Annotated in this window: 15 protein-coding genes (1 of these 15 running past the window's edge); 8 read left to right on the top strand and 7 right to left on the bottom strand. The window is 64.0% G+C overall.

What is annotated here, in order from left to right; translation table 11 throughout:
- The 7 genes from tyrS to KFB96_RS20015 all read right to left on the bottom strand — a co-directional run.
- Position 1 carries a 1-nt sliver of a tyrosine--tRNA ligase gene (gene tyrS, locus KFB96_RS20045; RefSeq protein ID WP_213460788.1) on the bottom strand. Its footprint begins 1,202 nt before the window's first position, so only 1 of the gene's 1,203 nt is visible here; only part of the start codon is in view: it crosses the left edge, with 1 base visible at position 1; the stop codon falls past the left edge of the window.
- 460 nt (positions 2–461) lie between these two features.
- On the bottom strand, positions 462–812 hold the full coding sequence (gene erpA / locus KFB96_RS20040; RefSeq protein ID WP_213460786.1) for an iron-sulfur cluster insertion protein ErpA: 351 nt from the start codon (positions 810–812) through the stop codon (positions 462–464).
- Between the two features lie 228 nt (positions 813–1,040).
- Positions 1,041–1,892, bottom strand: a complete 852-nt coding sequence (locus KFB96_RS20035; protein WP_213460784.1) for a DUF6776 family protein — start codon at positions 1,890–1,892, stop codon at positions 1,041–1,043.
- 92 nt (positions 1,893–1,984) lie between these two features.
- Complete coding sequence (argC, locus tag KFB96_RS20030) at positions 1,985–3,016, bottom strand: N-acetyl-gamma-glutamyl-phosphate reductase (protein WP_213460782.1); 1,032 nt, start codon at positions 3,014–3,016, stop codon at positions 1,985–1,987.
- 109 nt (positions 3,017–3,125) lie between these two features.
- A complete protein-coding gene (locus KFB96_RS20025) occupies positions 3,126–3,509 on the bottom strand; it encodes an iron-sulfur cluster assembly accessory protein (RefSeq protein WP_213460780.1) in 384 nt (127 codons plus the stop codon).
- A gap of 81 nt (positions 3,510–3,590) precedes the next feature.
- A complete protein-coding gene (locus tag KFB96_RS20020; RefSeq protein ID WP_300970579.1) occupies positions 3,591–4,079 on the bottom strand; it encodes a DUF5063 domain-containing protein in 489 nt (162 codons plus the stop codon).
- Positions 4,080–4,222: 143 nt separating this feature from the next.
- A complete protein-coding gene (locus KFB96_RS20015; protein WP_007191431.1) occupies positions 4,223–4,387 on the bottom strand; it encodes a rubredoxin in 165 nt (54 codons plus the stop codon).
- Positions 4,388–4,610: 223 nt separating this feature from the next.
- Between KFB96_RS20015 and KFB96_RS20010 the strand changes: the two genes are divergently transcribed.
- The 8 genes from KFB96_RS20010 to prpC all read left to right on the top strand — a co-directional run bounded on the left by KFB96_RS20010 (position 4,611) and on the right by prpC (position 15,436).
- Complete coding sequence (locus KFB96_RS20010; RefSeq protein WP_213460776.1) at positions 4,611–5,402, top strand: hydroxymethylpyrimidine/phosphomethylpyrimidine kinase; 792 nt, start codon at positions 4,611–4,613, stop codon at positions 5,400–5,402.
- Positions 5,399–6,034, top strand: coding sequence for a thiamine phosphate synthase (gene thiE, locus KFB96_RS20005; protein ID WP_213460774.1), 636 nt, complete (start codon positions 5,399–5,401; stop codon positions 6,032–6,034). The genes KFB96_RS20010 and thiE overlap by 4 nt, the downstream gene beginning before the upstream one ends.
- A complete protein-coding gene (gene hemL / locus KFB96_RS20000) occupies positions 6,031–7,314 on the top strand; it encodes a glutamate-1-semialdehyde 2,1-aminomutase (protein ID WP_213460772.1) in 1,284 nt (427 codons plus the stop codon). The genes thiE and hemL overlap by 4 nt, the downstream gene beginning before the upstream one ends.
- Before the next feature lie 350 nt (positions 7,315–7,664).
- Positions 7,665–9,560: a propionyl-CoA synthetase gene (locus KFB96_RS19995; protein WP_213460771.1), complete on the top strand. Its 1,896-nt coding sequence runs from the start codon at positions 7,665–7,667 to the stop codon at positions 9,558–9,560.
- A gap of 378 nt (positions 9,561–9,938) precedes the next feature.
- On the top strand, positions 9,939–11,816 hold the full coding sequence (locus tag KFB96_RS19990; protein WP_213460770.1) for a choice-of-anchor J domain-containing protein: 1,878 nt from the start codon (positions 9,939–9,941) through the stop codon (positions 11,814–11,816).
- A 355-nt stretch (positions 11,817–12,171) separates the two neighbouring features.
- Positions 12,172–12,858: a GntR family transcriptional regulator gene (locus KFB96_RS19985; RefSeq protein WP_213460769.1), complete on the top strand. Its 687-nt coding sequence runs from the start codon at positions 12,172–12,174 to the stop codon at positions 12,856–12,858.
- Positions 12,859–13,157: 299 nt separating this feature from the next.
- Positions 13,158–14,045 carry a methylisocitrate lyase gene (gene prpB / locus KFB96_RS19980; protein WP_213460768.1) on the top strand — a complete coding sequence of 296 codons (888 nt, stop codon included), beginning with the start codon at positions 13,158–13,160 and terminating at the stop codon, positions 14,043–14,045.
- A 236-nt stretch (positions 14,046–14,281) separates the two neighbouring features.
- Positions 14,282–15,436: a 2-methylcitrate synthase gene (gene prpC, locus KFB96_RS19975; protein ID WP_213460767.1), complete on the top strand. Its 1,155-nt coding sequence runs from the start codon at positions 14,282–14,284 to the stop codon at positions 15,434–15,436.
- Positions 15,437–15,564 lie beyond the last annotated feature (128 nt).

Here is a 15,564-nt window from a genome sequence, read left to right as displayed (position 1 = left end):
TGATGTTCGGTCGTCCAACCCTTTAGGGATTCAGCTATAGAAGCCGAGCAGGTTACGACGGAGAAAAGGGGCCGACAAGCCGTCGAGGTTTTCGATGAACCTCCGGCAGGTCGCGACTTGTCGGTCGACCACGTTTGGGACTACACTAGTAGGTACCTGGAAAACTTCGATTTTTCCGAGCGTTGTGTTCGAGTCATGATGCGAGACTACAAATTTAGACAAACGGAATGGCCACGACGCAAGGCGCGAAGCAAGACGCTACGCATCGTCGCGGTCCTCTTGGTCGCGGTCGCGCTCGGGCTCCTGGGCTACGCTGCTTTGCAATGGTTTTCGCAAGAACCAAGCGCCGAGGCAACAGTCATCGATCGGCCGAGCCCGCGCGTCATTCCCTTGGCGATTCCACCGCTGGCGCCCGCCGAAGCAGCATCAACGGCCGAGCCGGCGGCTCGGCCGGGGCAGAATTAGGTCGAGAACGACGAGCCGCAACCGCAGGTCGTGGTCGCGTTGGGATTGCGGATCACGAACTGAGCGCCCTGCAGACCCTCGGTGTAATCGATCTCGGAACCCGTCAGATACTGGAGGCTCATGGGGTCAACCAGCAGGGTGACGCCGTCCGTCACGACCTCGGTGTCGCCGTCCTGGACCTCTTCATCGAACGTAAAGCCGTATTGGAAACCCGAGCACCCGCCTCCTTGGATGTAAACCCGCAGCATCAACGAGGGGTTACCCTCCTCGGAGATCAACTGAGCCACCTTGGATGCGGCGGAGGTGGTGAAAACCAGCGGTACATCGGCAGCAACTTCGGTCGTCATAGCAGGTCGGCTCTTGGGTTGAAGTGTTCAGGCCCCTTATCCTATGCTCTCCATCGGTTTTTTCAAGCGCGCAGGGAAGGTCGGCGAGCCAGTCGATGCGTGAGACCTCTCGATTCGGCAATCCGGATCAAGCCCTTTTAAACCGCGCCCGGTGCGGTATGCGATGTTTTTGGATGGGATCGGCCCCGGAAGACTTGACGAGCGTTAGAGCTGGCGCGGTTTAAACGATTAAAAAATATCAAATTTTAAACCGCGTCTCCCGCTAAGGGCCGTGGATGCACCAAACGTCGAGCTCACTCGGAAGTTAGCATCTCGCTCTGGACGCGGTTTAGACAACGCCTCCTCGAGCGACCCGCCTGGCGACGGCGCCTCGATCGTCGGTGCCCAGGGGAAGGATTCCGACGTCGGTATCAAGCGATCGTCGGACGGCTCGATCCCGATCAGAAGACCGGTCGGCTCGAAATCGCCGGGGAGCTCGAAGGTCCCCGACAGACTTTGGAGATATTCGAGCGCGATCGGCAGGGCTCGAGGCGCCGCACTCGGGAGATCCGCGAGCGACAGGGTTACCGCACCGCTTGGGGTCCGCCCTTCGATCTCGAATCGAATGTGCCCGGTGGACTCCGAGAATCCCGGCACGACTTGGGTCAGCGTGAAGGTATAGCGGAACGCCTTGGGCGGTCCTTCGGAGACGAGGCGCAGATCTTGAACCCGTAATGCACCTCGGTCGCCCTCTTGGACAAGTCGCTTTAAATACAAGAGCTCCCGATTCAAGTCCAAGCGTGCGTCTTGCGCTTCCTTGAGCTGATCGGTCAGCGCACGCGCCATCTCCCGATCGATCTGACGACTGCGCTCCGCAATGACCTGTTCGCGCATCGCTGCGGCCAAAGCGCCGCGCAACGCATCGCGCTCGGCCACCACGTCAAGCCGCTCCGCGTCGAACGCAGCCAACTCCGGTTGCATGAGCGACGTCACGCGCTCCTGGCCAAGCTCGAATCCCGCCCAGAGCGCTGCAGCCAAGAGAACGGCATAGAAACCGCCCGCCAGCAGCCGATAGGAGAGGCGTCGCAATGACTCAGGCATGGGGATCGTATGATCCCGGACCGAAGGTCCAAGCACTGGACCGCTTGCACATCGGCTCACCCGGCTTCGTCGGACTCAAACGGACCCGGCGCTCAGGGTAGGAGAGCCAAAGCATCCAGCCCGGCCGATTCGTCAATGCCGAACATCAGATTCATATTCTGCACCGCCTGCCCTGCCGCGCCCTTTACCAGATTATCGATCACGGACTGGACAACAACGACACCGGAGCCACCTTGACGCACCGCCGCCATCCGGCAGAGGTTTGACCCGCGCACGGAACGGGTATCCGGATGCGCCCCGCCCGGCATCGGATCCACGAAGGGCTCGTTCGCGTAGTAGGTCGAGAAGAGGTCGTCGAGATCAACGTCGGATCGGGTCAATCGCGCATAGAGCGTGGCCTCGATCCCACGGATCATCGGGACCAAATGGGGCACGAAGGTCAGATTCAGTCCTGCACCGGAAACGCGCTCGAGGTTCTGGCGGATCTCCGGAGCGTGCCGATGCCCGGTGACGGAATACGCCTTGAAGCTTTCGCCGACCTCGGCCATCAACAACCCCGTCGTCGCCTTGCGCCCGGCACCGCTGACGCCGGACTTTGCATCGGCAATCAACCAGCTCGGATCGACCACCCCGGCGGCGAGCAGGGGCAGAAACCCGAGTGTCACCGCCGTCGGATAGCAACCCGGATTCGCCACCAGTCGTGCGCCGCGCACGGCATCCCGGTTGAGCTCCGGCAACCCGTAGACCGCCTCGGCCAAAAGCTCGGGACAGGCATGAGGCATGCCGTACCAGGTCTCCCAGAGATCAGGATCCTTCAGACGAAAATCGGCAGCCAGATCGACCACACGCACGCCGCGCCCGAGCAGATCCGGCACCGCCTGCATGGCCGTTCCGTTGGGCGTGGCGAAAAAAACGAGGTCGCATTCAGCCAGCGCGCCATCGTCGGGCACTGTGAACTCGAGATCCAGCCGACCCCGCAGATGAGGAAACATCTCGGCAACGCGGATCCCTGCCTCGCTCCGTGACGTGATGACCGCCAGCTCAGCGGCGGGGTGCCGTACCAAGATCCGCAAGAGCTCCGCGCCCGTATATCCCGTGCCGCCGACGATTCCGACCCTCACCATACCGACTCGACTCCAAACGCGCGAAAAACAGAATACGATCCTCTATCGCCCCAACGAGAAAAGCGGCATAAGCCGCTTCTCGTTTCGAGGCGACGAAAGGCTTTCGAGATCAGGAGCAGCCGCCGCCGCCGCCCGAGGACGACGAGGACCCGCAAGAGCCACAGCCTCCGCCGCCGCCGAGCTGCGGAAGATTGTTGAAGACGAAGGTCGCGTTGCCCTCGCCTTGATCGACAAAGTCGATCTCCACACCGCGCAGATAGGGCAGCGTACCGTCGTCGACCACGACCTTGAAGCCGTCGAATGCCAACACGCCGTCGTCGTCGTTGATGGCATCGGTGAAGGTCATCCCGAAGCTGATACCGCTACAGCCACCGGGCGTCGCGAAGACACGCACGCCCTGAACGTTGTCGTCGACTTGCTCGAACAGATCGGCCATCTTCGCTTGAGCCGGCGCGGTCAGCGTCAGCTCGATATCATTCAACACCGCGGACATAGGTCTGGGCCTCTTGACAAATCGATTTAGCGCGGAAGGTTAGCAGAAAACCCGACCATTATACTACCGCAAGATTAAGGGTCAAAGGTCGAGCCGACCTTGTGCAGCGAGCAGGGCGAGGTGGCGCTCGGCATCGACGAGATGTTGGCGCCAGTGGCGATCGAACCCGTAGGCCCAGCCCCTCAGGGCGCACTCGGGGTGACACGCATAGAGCCCGAGTCCGGATTTCAGCTCGCAATAGATGTCGGTCAGATCGTCCGCCAAGCTCCCGGTCATCCCGTCGGCACCCTCGCTGGCACGATCGAACTCCAACCAATAGCCGTCGCGATCGGCGAGCAGCCGGCGCAAGCGCCAGAACAGCTCGAAGCGCGCATCGAGATCCGCCACGCTCATCGGAATCACGCCCGAAACCGGGGCCGACACCGAGGAGATGGCTGCCTGAAGACGCGGCAGCAGGCTTGCGACATCCCACAACCAACGCCGACGATGCTCGTCCGTTGAAGACGCCTCGATAAGATCACAATACCGCCTGGCGAGCCCGGCAACCTCAAGGCCCTCGAGTCCGCTCAACTGTCGTTCCGCGATCGCGTCCATGTCAAGGAGTGTAGACGAGAAAATCCGCAATGCGCGGGAACCACGGAGCCCTTGCAGCCGTTCGGATTCGCCTACCGACCCACTGCTCGGCGTCGCCGGATCGTCAAGATCACGGTACATCAGACCTCGACCATCTCGAAGTCGTCCTTCCCGGCACCGCACTCGGGACACTTCCAGTTGAGCGGGACATCCTCCCAACGCGTCCCGGGCGGGATATCGTCGTCGGGCCAGCCCTCGGCCTCGTCGTAGATCAAGCCGCAAATCACACACATGTAGGTCTTCATCAAGTCGCTCCGTCGCGGTTCCGGCCCCCGGCGCGAGGGTGTGTCGGGATCGACATCCATAATCGCGTCGGGGTTTAATGGCATCAAATGGTCGGGCGAATCGACTCGGATTTCAACGAAGCTCGGGCGAATCATCTCCGAGCTTCCGCGGAACGCCCTCCGCGGCGGCGCCGAACGGAGCAATCCGGCCGCACAGGCCGGCTGCACAGAAGAGACTCGTCCCATGAGCAGGATCAACGATCGACCCCTCGTCCTCTGCGTCGGCGGCCACGACCCGAGCGGCGGGGCCGGCATCCTCGCCGACGCCGAGGCCGTGCGGGCCGCGGGCGCCTTCCCGGTCACCGTCATCAGCGCGCTGACCGAGCAAAACACCTGCGGGCTTTCGCGCGTCTACCCGCAAGCCCCGGGACATGTCGCGGGACAGTGTCGCGCCCTGTTGCGCGACTGCATCCCCGGCGCACTCAAGATCGGGATGATCGGCAGCGCCCCGCTGATCGACCTGCTCGGCACGCTGATCGACGAAAACCCCGACCTTCCGGTGGTCCTCGACCCCGTCCTGGGCAGCGGCGCCGGACAACGGGTCGCGGACGCCGCCATGCTGGATCGATTGCGCGGGGGCCTGATTCGCCGCAGCACGCTCGTCACGCCGAATCTGCCCGAGGCGCAAACCTTGACCGGCGCACTCGGCCCATCCGACTGCGCGACGCGCCTGCTCTCGCTCGGCGCATCATGGGTCCTGATCACGGGCACGCACGACGACACCCCCGACGTCACCAATTGGCTGTTCAACGCCGAGGGGCTTCAACAACGCCTGGACTGGCCGCGCCTGGCCGGCGAATATCATGGTTCGGGCTGCACGCTGGCGAGCGCGATCGCCGCCCGCCTCGCGCTCGGGGCGCCGATGCCGGAGGCCGTCGCCGAGGCCCAAGCCTACACCTGGGAGAGCCTCGATCGGGCGCTCCGGACCGGCCGCTGCCAGCTGACACCCAATCGCCTTTACGCACTCGACCCATGACACACCTCGACGGACTCTATCTGATCACCCCGGACACCGCGGAGCCCCCCGACGTCCTCGCCGAGCAGGTCGCGCAGGCCATCGCGGGTGGGGCCAGGCTCGTCCAGTATCGCCATAAAGGACCGGATCGACGGCTCAGACTCGACCAGGCCGCCGCCGTATTCGGCGTCTGTCGGGCCGCCGGGATGCCCCTCATCGTCAACGACGATGTCGCACTCGCCGCGGAGATCGGCGCCGACGGGGTCCATCTCGGCCGCAACGACGGCGACCCCATCGCGGCCCGTCGGCGCCTCGGCGCGGACGCCATCATCGGCGTCTCCTGCTACGACGATCTGGCCCTCGCCCGGGCCGCCGAGCAGGCCGGGGCCAGCTATGTCGCCTTCGGGAGCTTCTTCCCCTCGGCGACCAAACCGCATGCGGTGCGCGCCTCCGTGGAGCTTCTGAGCGCCGCGCGCGACAGCCTTCGCATTCCCGCGGTTGCGATCGGCGGGATCACGCCACAAAATGGCGGGCTATTGATCGCGGCGGGCGCCCGGATGCTGGCGGTCGTGACCGGTGTCTTTGCGCAGCCGGACCTCGCCGCCGCGGCGCGCGCCTATGCCTCACTTTTTCTCCACGGAGACCCCCGATGAGCCGATCCCATGATCTCTTCCAAGCCGCGCAGCGCCATATCCCCGGCGGCGTGAACTCGCCGGTGCGCGCGTTTCGCGGCGTCGGCGGCGATCCGGTCTTCTTCGACAGCGCCTCCGGTGCCTACGCGATCGACGCCGACGGCAAGCGCTATGTCGACTATGTCGGCTCCTGGGGCCCCATGATCCTCGGGCACGCCCATCCGCAGGTCATCGCGGCCGTGCAGGAGCGCATCCAGAAGGGCCTCTCCTTCGGCGCCCCGACCGAGCTCGAAACAACCATGGCCGACCGCGTCTGCGAGCTGGTCCCGAGCATGGACCTGGTCCGCATGGTCAGCTCCGGCACCGAGGCGACCATGAGCGCCCTGCGGCTGGCCCGCGGCTACACGGGCCGCGACAAGGTCATCAAGTTCGAGGGCTGCTACCACGGTCATGTCGACTCGCTCCTGGTGAAGGCCGGCTCCGGTGCACTGACCCTCGGCGAGCCGAGCTCCCCCGGCGTGCCCGCGGCCCTGGCCGAGCTGACGATCACGCTGGCCTACAACGACCTGGAGCAGGTCCGCGAGACCTTCGCCGAGATCGGCAGCGAGATCGCCTGCATCATCGTCGAACCGGTCGCCGGCAACATGAACTGCATCCCGCCCGTGCCGGGATTCCTCGAAGGTCTGCGCGCGATCTGCGACCAATACGGCGCCGTGCTCATCTTCGACGAGGTCATGACGGGCTTTCGCGTCTCGCGCGGCGGCGCCCAGGAACTGTTCGGCGTCACCCCGGACCTCACCGCGCTCGGCAAGGTCATCGGCGGCGGCATGCCGGTCGGCGCCTTCGGCGGCAAGCGCGAGATCATGTCCCGCATCTCCCCGCTCGGTCCCGTCTATCAAGCCGGTACACTCTCGGGCAACCCGATCGCGATGGCAGCCGGTCTGAAGACCCTCGAGCTGCTCAGCGAACCCGGCTTCTACGACCGCCTGAGCGCCACCACGGCGCAGCTCCTCGCCGGCCTTCAGGCACGCGCCGATGCCGCGGGGATCCCCTTCAGCACCAATCAGGCCGGCGGCATGTTCGGGCTCTTCTTCACCGGCGAGAAGGTCACGAACTACGCGCAAGCGACCACCTGCAATCAGGACCAGTTCAAGACCTTCTTCCACGCCATGCTCGAGCGCGGGGTCTACCTGGCGCCGTCCGCGTTCGAGGCCGGTTTCGTCTCGATGGCGCACGGCGAGGCCGAGATCCAGGCGACGCTGGATGCGGCCGAGGAGAGCTTTGCCCTCATCGCCGACTAAACCGCGCCCGGCGCGACATGCGCCGTTCGTGACTCGGCTCGGCGCTGGTGCGACCCACCAGCGCCGGAGTCGGCGCGGTTTAGGTGTTTAAGAACATTGTGTTTACGATTTTTTGATCTCTTCAACCGCGCCGACTCCAACGGTCGTTAAGTCTGCCGGAGCCGATCCCATCCAAAAAAAATCGCATACCGCAACGGGCGCGGTTTAATGTTGCATCGCAGCAAAGACGCAGAAAACCTTCCGCTCTTAAACCGCGCCGACTCCAGCGGTCGTCAAGTTGTCCGGGGCCGATCCCATCCTAAAACATCGCATACCGCGCCGGGCGCGGTTTAACTACCGAGGACATCACCATGGGTTATCAAGCCGTCTACGAGCGATCGATGAAGGATCCGGAGTCGTTCTGGGCCGAGGCCGCCGAGCTCATCGACTGGGATCGGCCGTGGGACAAGGTCCTGGACAGCTCCAACCCGCCCTTCAATCGCTGGTTCGCGGGCGGGATGCTGAACACCTGCTACAACGCCGTGGATCGGCACGTCGCCGCCGGACGGGGCGATCAACCCGCCATCATCCACGACAGCCCCGTCACCGGCACCAAGACGGTGATCACCTACGCGGAGCTGCAGGATCAGGTCGCGCGCTTCGCCGGGGCCTTGCTCGCACTCGGCGTGACCAAGGGCGATCGGGTCATCGTCTACATGCCGATGGTGCCGGAAGCGGCCGTCGCCATGCTCGGCTGCGCCCGGATCGGCGCAGTCCATTCGGTGGTGTTCGGCGGTTTCTCCGCGCGCGAGCTGGCCACCCGGATCGACGACGCCAAACCCAAGGTGATGGTCGCCGGATCCTGCGGCATCGAGCCCAATCGGGTCGTCCACTACAAGCCGCTGCTCGACTCGGCCATCAATCTGGCCGAGCACAAGCCCGAGCACTGCATCATCCTGCAACGCGAGCAGGAGCCCGGCACCCTGATCGCGGGACGCGACCTCGGCTGGACCGAGGCGCTGGCCGCCGCCGAGCCGGCCGCCTGTGTTTCGGTCGCCGCGACCGACCCGCTCTATATCCTCTACACCTCCGGCACCACCGGCCAACCCAAGGGCGTGGTGCGCGACCACGGCGGACACGCGGTCGCTATGGCCTGGACCATGGAGAACGTCTACGACGTCAAGCCTGGCGAGGTCTTCTGGGCCGCATCCGACGTGGGCTGGGTGGTCGGACACTCCTACATCGTCTATGCGCCGTTGCTCGCCGGCTGCACGACGATCCTCTACGAGGGCAAACCGGTCGGCACACCCGACGCCGGGGCCTTCTGGCGCGTGATCTCCGAGCACCGTGTCTCCGTGCTCTTTACGGCGCCCACCGCCTTCCGCGCCATCAAGCGCGACGATCCGAACGCCGAGCATCTCGGACGCTACGATCTCGGCAGCCTGCGTGCGCTCTTCCTCGCAGGCGAGCGGTGCGACCCGGATACGCTGGGTTGGGCGCAGAAGATCCTGGGCATCCCGGTCATCGACCATTGGTGGCAGACCGAGACCGGCTGGGCAATCGCCGCGAACTGTCTCGGCATCGAGCAGCTCCCGGTCAAGCCCGGCTCGCCGACCCGCGCCGTACCCGGTTACGACATTCAGGTCCTGGACGACGAGGGGCTCTCGGTCGCACCCGGCGACATCGGGCGCATCATGATCAAGTTACCGCTGCCGCCCGGATGCCTGCCGACCCTGTGGGGCAACGATGCACGCTTCGTCCAGTCGTATCTTTCGGCCCAACCGGGCTACTACCTGACCGGCGACGCCGGCTATCTGGACGATGAAGGCTACCTCTTCGTCATGAGCCGTATCGACGACATCATCAATGTCGCCGGTCACCGACTCTCCACCGGCGCAATGGAAGGTGTACTCGCCTCCCACCCGGATGTGGCCGAATGCGCCGTGATCGGGGCGCACGACCAGCTCAAGGGCGAGCTGCCCGTGGGGCTGGTGGTGCTGAAATCGGGCGTCTCGCGCGACGATGCCGTCATCACCAAAGAGCTGGTGAATCTGGTCCGCGATCAGATCGGACCCGTCGCCGCCTTCAAGACCGTGGTCGTCGTGCAGCGGTTGCCCAAGACCCGCTCGGGCAAGATCCTGCGCGGCACCATGAAGTCGATCGCCGACGGCAAGGACTACCGCATGCCCGCCACGATCGACGACCCCGCCATTCTGGAAGAGATCGAGACGGCGCTGGGCAAGATCGGCTACGCGCAGCACGGCTGATCGGGCCTGTCCTCCAAGCCGAGTCGGACGCGGACATGGGTGCGACGTCCGCTCGGCATTGCACAATCTCCCATCCGCATCGGCGTCACGGCAAGCCGGTGTTCCGATGCCGACGCTGGCTATACCGATTGGAGCAACGTCCAAATAATTAAATCAAAAATAAAGACTTAAAACCCATTAGAGAACATGTCCATTCGTCTGGTATGGATTGCAGCCCGCACTCGTCGCGTCTACGCTTAAAGCGGGCATCGGTGCGTCCAGACCGAACCGTTTCGCGTTTGGTCACTCATGGTCGTAGCGCAGCCCCCGGACCTTTCGAGGTCTCGGTCGCACAAGGTGATCACAAGAATCCACCAAGCGTTGCAAACGGAGAGGACCATGCTGTCACATCAATCAGGGTTCGAGCGGGCGCCGCGTCAGCCCGTCCAGATCCAGGCCATGCACCTGCCGGACAAAGAGACCGCCGACCCGGGAATCGCATTCACCGAACCGACCATCGCGAGCGAGGCCATCACACCTCAAAGGCTCGGCCTCCGGTCCCGTCGGGGCCTGCGCGGCTGGATCGGGGTGATCCTCTGCGCGCTCGTCCTGACCCCGCTACCGGCCAGTGCCCAGACCCTCTTGCAAGAAGGGTTCGAATCCGGGTGGGGGAGCTGGTTTGCGGACAATGGTGTTTGGGAGGTCGGTACGCCGACGGCCGGTCCAGCGGCCTGTAAGGCAGGCGCAAAATGCGCGGGCACCGTGCTTGGCGGCAACTATCCCGCTGAAACTGACTCACGATTGATCAGCCCGCAGATCAGCCTGCCGAGCGTCTCGGGTGACGAGAAGATCCTACTCGGGTTTTGGCATTGGTTTTCCCTCAGCTCATGGGCAACCGAAACTGTCCAGTTGAGCGCCTACAACCCGGATACTGGACAATGGTCGGCTTGGACTCAGGTCGGCAGCTCTCTAAGTGCTGGCACCTCCAGCGACTGGTCCTACCGGATCGACGATCTCACTCCTTATGCCGGCAAAACGGTCAAGTTCGCCTTCTTTCATTTCACCCAATTTTCCTATCAAGGTGCCGGCTGGTTCATCGACGAGATTCGAATCTTCAAGAAGACCCCGGTGCTTCCCAACCCTGAAACCTTCGAGGGCGGACGAGGCGATTGGTCAGCCGATCGAGGCAACTGGGATATCGGCACCCCGCCGGACGGGACCACCACCTGTCATAGCGGCACCCAATGCGCCGGGACCATGCTGACCGGAAATAGCACCAGTCGGCTGATGACCCCGCCCGTTCGGTTGCTTGATGCATCGGGCATCTCGCTCAGCTTCTGGCATTGGTTCTCGACCAGTGGCGCGCAAGTCCAGATTTCGACCTACGACGAAGCCACCTTGACCTGGTCGGCATGGCAGAACCTGGGCACCCGCATCAGCGGCACCTCGACCGTCTGGTCCTTCCGGCGGGACGATCTCTCGCCCTACGCCGGCAAGGTGGTCCGGATCGCCTTCTATCACGACTCGACGTCTCGCCCCGGCTGGTACATCGACTACATCGAGATCGACACCGTCACCGGTCCCAACCAGCCACCCGAGGCACGGATCAGCGGAGCGCCCCTCCAGGTGAGCCCCGGTGACCTAGTCGCGCTGAGCGGTTCCGGCTCATCCGATCCCGACGGCCAGATCGCGAGCTATGCCTGGTCGACGACGGGTCCTTGCGGCATCGCCGGCGCGGCGAACGGGGTGGATGCGAGCGTACAGATCGACGCGGATGCGGCCGAAGGCAGTCAGTGCAAAGTCACACTTGAGGTGACTGACGATCTCGGCGCAAGCGACAGCGATCAAGCCGTGATGCGCGTCAGCGATTCGCCTGGCGACATCTGGCCGCTCGCCTATTCCGCGATGCTCATCGACGCGACGACCCTCGAGCTGTTGCGCGACTATCGCGATCATGTCCTCATGGGCTCGGAGCGGGGGCGGCTCTACACCACGCTCCTCTACAGCCAGTCGGAGGAGGCACTGAAGGTGCTGTTGGATCACCCGCGTCTGCTCGACACGACCGGGGTGCTCATCCTCACGAACCAGGAGGCCATCTATGCCGCGCTCCAAGGCGACCCAGCGGAGATCTGGGAGACCCGGGCCATCGTCGCCTTCCTGAACGACTTCGCAGCCAAGGCCCCGCCAGCGCTGCGGGCGCTCGCCAAGGGGGTGGCTGCGGAAATGCTCCGGCAGCAACGCGCAGGAGGCGAATTCTTCGGCTTTAGGCTGCATTGATCGAGGCATCGCATGGGGGCGGGCGAGATGCCCGCCCCCCGCGAACCGACGCCTGCTCGTGGCCCGGCGCGGCGGAGATCGCGATCTGCAAGGCGAGCTGACGGCACCATTCACGCCGTGGGCGCCGCTCAGTGCTCCTCGAAGCCGGCCTTGAGTCGTAGGTTGGGACGCTGCGCTTTGCCCAACCTACCCATTCTTGTTATCGGCGCCCACCGCTGCTTCTTCCGACCGCCCCGCATCATGGCCGCAACCGGCCTGTCCCGACCGCTGGACAGCATTATTGTCGACACATACTCTTGACATATGCCGCATATAGCTTAAATTAGACATATTTCCCGCAACACTGTCGACAGAGATGATGTCAGGCGTTGACACTGTTCTGGAACTTGAGACCTCGACGATCGCCGATCGCGTCTTCGGTCAGGTGCGCCAGGCGATTGTCGAAGGCGAGATCCCCGCCGGCAGCAAGATCAGCGAGCCGGCACTCGCGGCGCGCTACGGGATCAGCCGCGGGCCGCTGCGCGAGGCCATGCGCCGGCTCGAATCCACCAATCTCGTCGAACGCCGCCCGAACCTGGGCGCGCGGGTCATCACCCTGTCGAACGATGAGCTTCTCGAGATCTATGTGATCCGCGAGGCGCTCGAGGGCATGGCCGCGCGGATCGCCGCGGAACGCATGTCCGATGCAGCCATCGCAGACTTAAAGTGCCTCTTGGAGCAGCACAGGCGCGAGGTCGCGCGTGCCGACTGGCAGACCTATTTCCAGGAGGAAGGCGATCTCGACTTCCACTTCCGCATCGTCCAGGGCAGCGGCAACCGGCGTCTCATCGACATCCTCTGCAACGATCTCTACCACCTGGCGCGCATGTATCGCTGCCAGTTCGGGATGAAGAGCGACCGGGCCGCGGATGCACTCAAGGAGCATGAGCTGGTGGCCGACGCCATCGCCGAGCGCGACGGCGAGCTGGCCGAATGGCTGATGCGGCGGCATATCCGCGCCTCGCGACGGGCGATCGAGCGCCGGCTGGCGGTCGAGCGTTGAGCAGCCAACCACCAGCGCTTGGAGCGCAGGACGCGATCGAGACCGTCCAAACTCGTTGTCGTTGTCGTCATCGACCATCGATACAACGACAACGACAACGACAACGACAACGACAACGACAACGACAACGAATGGTTCTGACACAGCTGCTCGTGCTGCAAGTGCGATGCACCTGAATTGATATATTTTTTAATAACCTAAACCGCGCCCGCTCCAGCGGTCGTCAAGTCTGCCGGGGCCGATCCCATCCAAAAACACCGCATACCGCGCCAGGCGCGGTTTAGAAGGAGATGACCCGCATGACCGAAACACGCACACCCGGCGCCCGGCTTCGGCTTGCCGTTGCAGAGGAGCATCCTCTTCAGGTGGTCGGCGCCGTCAACGCCTATCACGCCATGATGGCCGAGCGTACCGGTTATCGGGCGCTTTATCTCTCGGGCGGCGGTGTAGCGGCCTGCTCCTTCGGGATCCCGGATCTCGGCATGACTAGCTTGGACAACGTGTTGGAAGACGTGCGCCGGATCACCGACGCCACCGCCCTGCCCCTCTTGGTCGACGCCGACACCGGCTGGGGCGGCGCCTTCAACATCGCCCGCACCGTCCGGCTGATGAACCAGGCCGGCGCGGCCGGATGCCATATCGAGGACCAGGTCGCGGCCAAGCGCTGTGGTCACCGTCCCGGCAAGGCGATCGTCTCCAAAGAGGAGATGGTCGACCGGATCAAGGCCGCCGTCGACGCGCGGACCGACGACTTCGTCATCATGGCCCGCACCGATGCCTTGGCCGTCGAGGGGATCGACTCGGCCATCGAGCGCGCCGTCGCCTGTGTGGAGGCCGGCGCGGACATGATCTTTCCCGAGGCCATGACCGAGTTGGCCGAGTACGCGCAGTTCATCGCGGCGGTCAAGGTCCCGGTCTTGGCGAACATCACCGAGTTCGGCTCCACCCCGCTCTTCACGACGACCGAGTTGGGCAACGTCGGTGTCTCGCTCGTGCTCTACCCGCTGTCCGCCTTCCGCGCCATGAACCTGGCCGCCCTGAAGGTCTACGAGGCGATCCGCCGCGACGGCACTCAAGCCGCCGTGGTCGACACCATGCAGACCCGTATGGATCTCTACGACTTCCTCAACTACCACGGCTTCGAGCAGAAGCTCGATGAGCTGTTTACGCACGGGAAGTCTGATTGAGACCTCGGGAGAGCGGTTATCGGTTATCGGTTATCGGTTATCGGTTATCGGTTATCGGTTATCGGTTATCGGTTATCGGTTATCGCCGTTAGCCGTTAGCCGTTAGCCGTTAGCCGTTAGCCGTTAGCCGTTAGCGATGGTTGGGCTAAAGGCTGATAACTGATAACTGATAACTGATAACCGATAACTAACACCCGAACAAAGACAACCGCATCATACCGATCGAGGAGAACAAGATGGCCGAAAACCAAGAGAGCCAACTGCCGAAGCCCAAGAAGTCGGTCGCCCTGTCCGGCACCGCTGCGGGCAACACCGCCGTCTGCACGGTCGGTCGCACCGGCAACGATCTGCATTATCGGGGCTACGACATCCTCGACTTTGCCGACCAGGCCGAGTTCGAAGAGATCGCCTATCTGCTGATTCACGGGCATTTGCCGACATCCGCCGAGCTTGCGTCCTACAAGCGCAAGCTGCGCGCGCTGCGCGGCCTGCCCGCAGCACTCAAGACCGCCTTGGAGCAGATCCCGCCCTCGGCCCATCCGATGGACGTCATGCGCACCGGTGCATCCCTGCTCGGCACTTTGGAGCCGGAGAAGGACGACATGCCGGTCGCCGCGGCACGCGACATCGGCGATCGCCTGGTCGCCAGCTTCGGCTCCATGCTGCTCTATTGGTATCACTTCGCCCACAACGGCCGGCGCATCGAGGTCGAGACCGACGACGAGTCGGTCGGCGGACATTTCCTCCATCTACTGCACGGCCAATCCCCGTCGGCGGAGTGGGTGCGCGCCATGCACACCTCGCTGATCCTCTACGCCGAGCATGAGTTCAATGCCTCGACCTTCGCCGCACGCGTGGTCGCCGGCACCAACTCGGACATCTACTCGGCCGTCACGGGTGCGATCGGCGCACTGCGCGGACCCAAGCACGGCGGCGCGAACGAGGCCGCCTGCGAGATCCAGAGCCGCTATTTCAGCGCCGACGAGGCCGAGGCGGACATCCGCGAGCGGGTCGGACGCAAGGAGATCATCATCGGCTTCGGTCACCCGGTGTACACCACGGGCGACCCGCGCAACGAGGTCATCAAGACGGTCGCACGCCGCCTGTCCGAATCCAACGAGGACATGCGCATGTTCGAGGTCGCCGATCGCCTCGAAACCGTCATGTGGGACATCAAGCACATGTTCCCGAACCTCGACTGGTTCTCGGCGGTGTCCTACGCGCAGATGGGCGTTCCGACCCCCTTGTTCACGCCCATCTTCGTCATCTCGCGCACCACCGGTTGGGTCGCCCACGTCATCGAGCAGCGCATCGACGCCAAGATCATTCGGCCGAGCGCCAACTATGTCGGGCCGGAGAACCTGAGCTGGGTGCCGATCGAGAAGCGGTGAGTGGGCGGGGGTTCGGGGTTCGGGGTTCGGGGGCCAGATCAGAACGCCGTGGTTTAAACCGCGCCCGGTGCGATATGCGTCATTTGTTGGAATGGCTTGGCCGCGCCAGCCCCGACGACTGTCGGAGC

The sequence above is a fragment of the Thiocapsa sp. genome (assembly GCF_018399035.1).
Lineage (GTDB): Bacteria > Pseudomonadota > Gammaproteobacteria > Chromatiales > Chromatiaceae > Thiocapsa.
The sequence above is the reverse complement of the archived record's forward strand: the minus strand, read 5'-3'. Positions and strand labels throughout refer to the sequence as shown.

What these genes read in the sequence shown, in the direction of transcription:
- erpA (WP_213460786.1), bottom strand. Translation starts at nt 812, where the DNA reads ATGACGACCGAAGTTGCTGCCGATGTACCGCTGGTTTTCACCACCTCC.
- KFB96_RS20035 (WP_213460784.1), bottom strand. Translation starts at nt 1,892, where the DNA reads ATGCCTGAGTCATTGCGACGCCTCTCCTATCGGCTGCTGGCGGGCGGT.
- argC (WP_213460782.1), bottom strand. Translation starts at nt 3,016, where the DNA reads ATGGTGAGGGTCGGAATCGTCGGCGGCACGGGATATACGGGCGCGGAG.
- KFB96_RS20025 (WP_213460780.1), bottom strand. Translation starts at nt 3,509, where the DNA reads ATGTCCGCGGTGTTGAATGATATCGAGCTGACGCTGACCGCGCCGGCT.
- KFB96_RS20015 (WP_007191431.1), bottom strand. Translation starts at nt 4,387, where the DNA reads ATGAAGACCTACATGTGTGTGATTTGCGGCTTGATCTACGACGAGGCC.
- KFB96_RS20010 (WP_213460776.1), top strand. Translation starts at nt 4,611, where the DNA reads ATGAGCAGGATCAACGATCGACCCCTCGTCCTCTGCGTCGGCGGCCAC.
- thiE (WP_213460774.1), top strand. Translation starts at nt 5,399, where the DNA reads ATGACACACCTCGACGGACTCTATCTGATCACCCCGGACACCGCGGAG.
- hemL (WP_213460772.1), top strand. Translation starts at nt 6,031, where the DNA reads ATGAGCCGATCCCATGATCTCTTCCAAGCCGCGCAGCGCCATATCCCC.
- KFB96_RS19995 (WP_213460771.1), top strand. Translation starts at nt 7,665, where the DNA reads ATGGGTTATCAAGCCGTCTACGAGCGATCGATGAAGGATCCGGAGTCG.
- KFB96_RS19990 (WP_213460770.1), top strand. Translation starts at nt 9,939, where the DNA reads ATGCTGTCACATCAATCAGGGTTCGAGCGGGCGCCGCGTCAGCCCGTC.
- KFB96_RS19985 (WP_213460769.1), top strand. Translation starts at nt 12,172, where the DNA reads ATGATGTCAGGCGTTGACACTGTTCTGGAACTTGAGACCTCGACGATC.
- prpB (WP_213460768.1), top strand. Translation starts at nt 13,158, where the DNA reads ATGACCGAAACACGCACACCCGGCGCCCGGCTTCGGCTTGCCGTTGCA.
- prpC (WP_213460767.1), top strand. Translation starts at nt 14,282, where the DNA reads ATGGCCGAAAACCAAGAGAGCCAACTGCCGAAGCCCAAGAAGTCGGTC.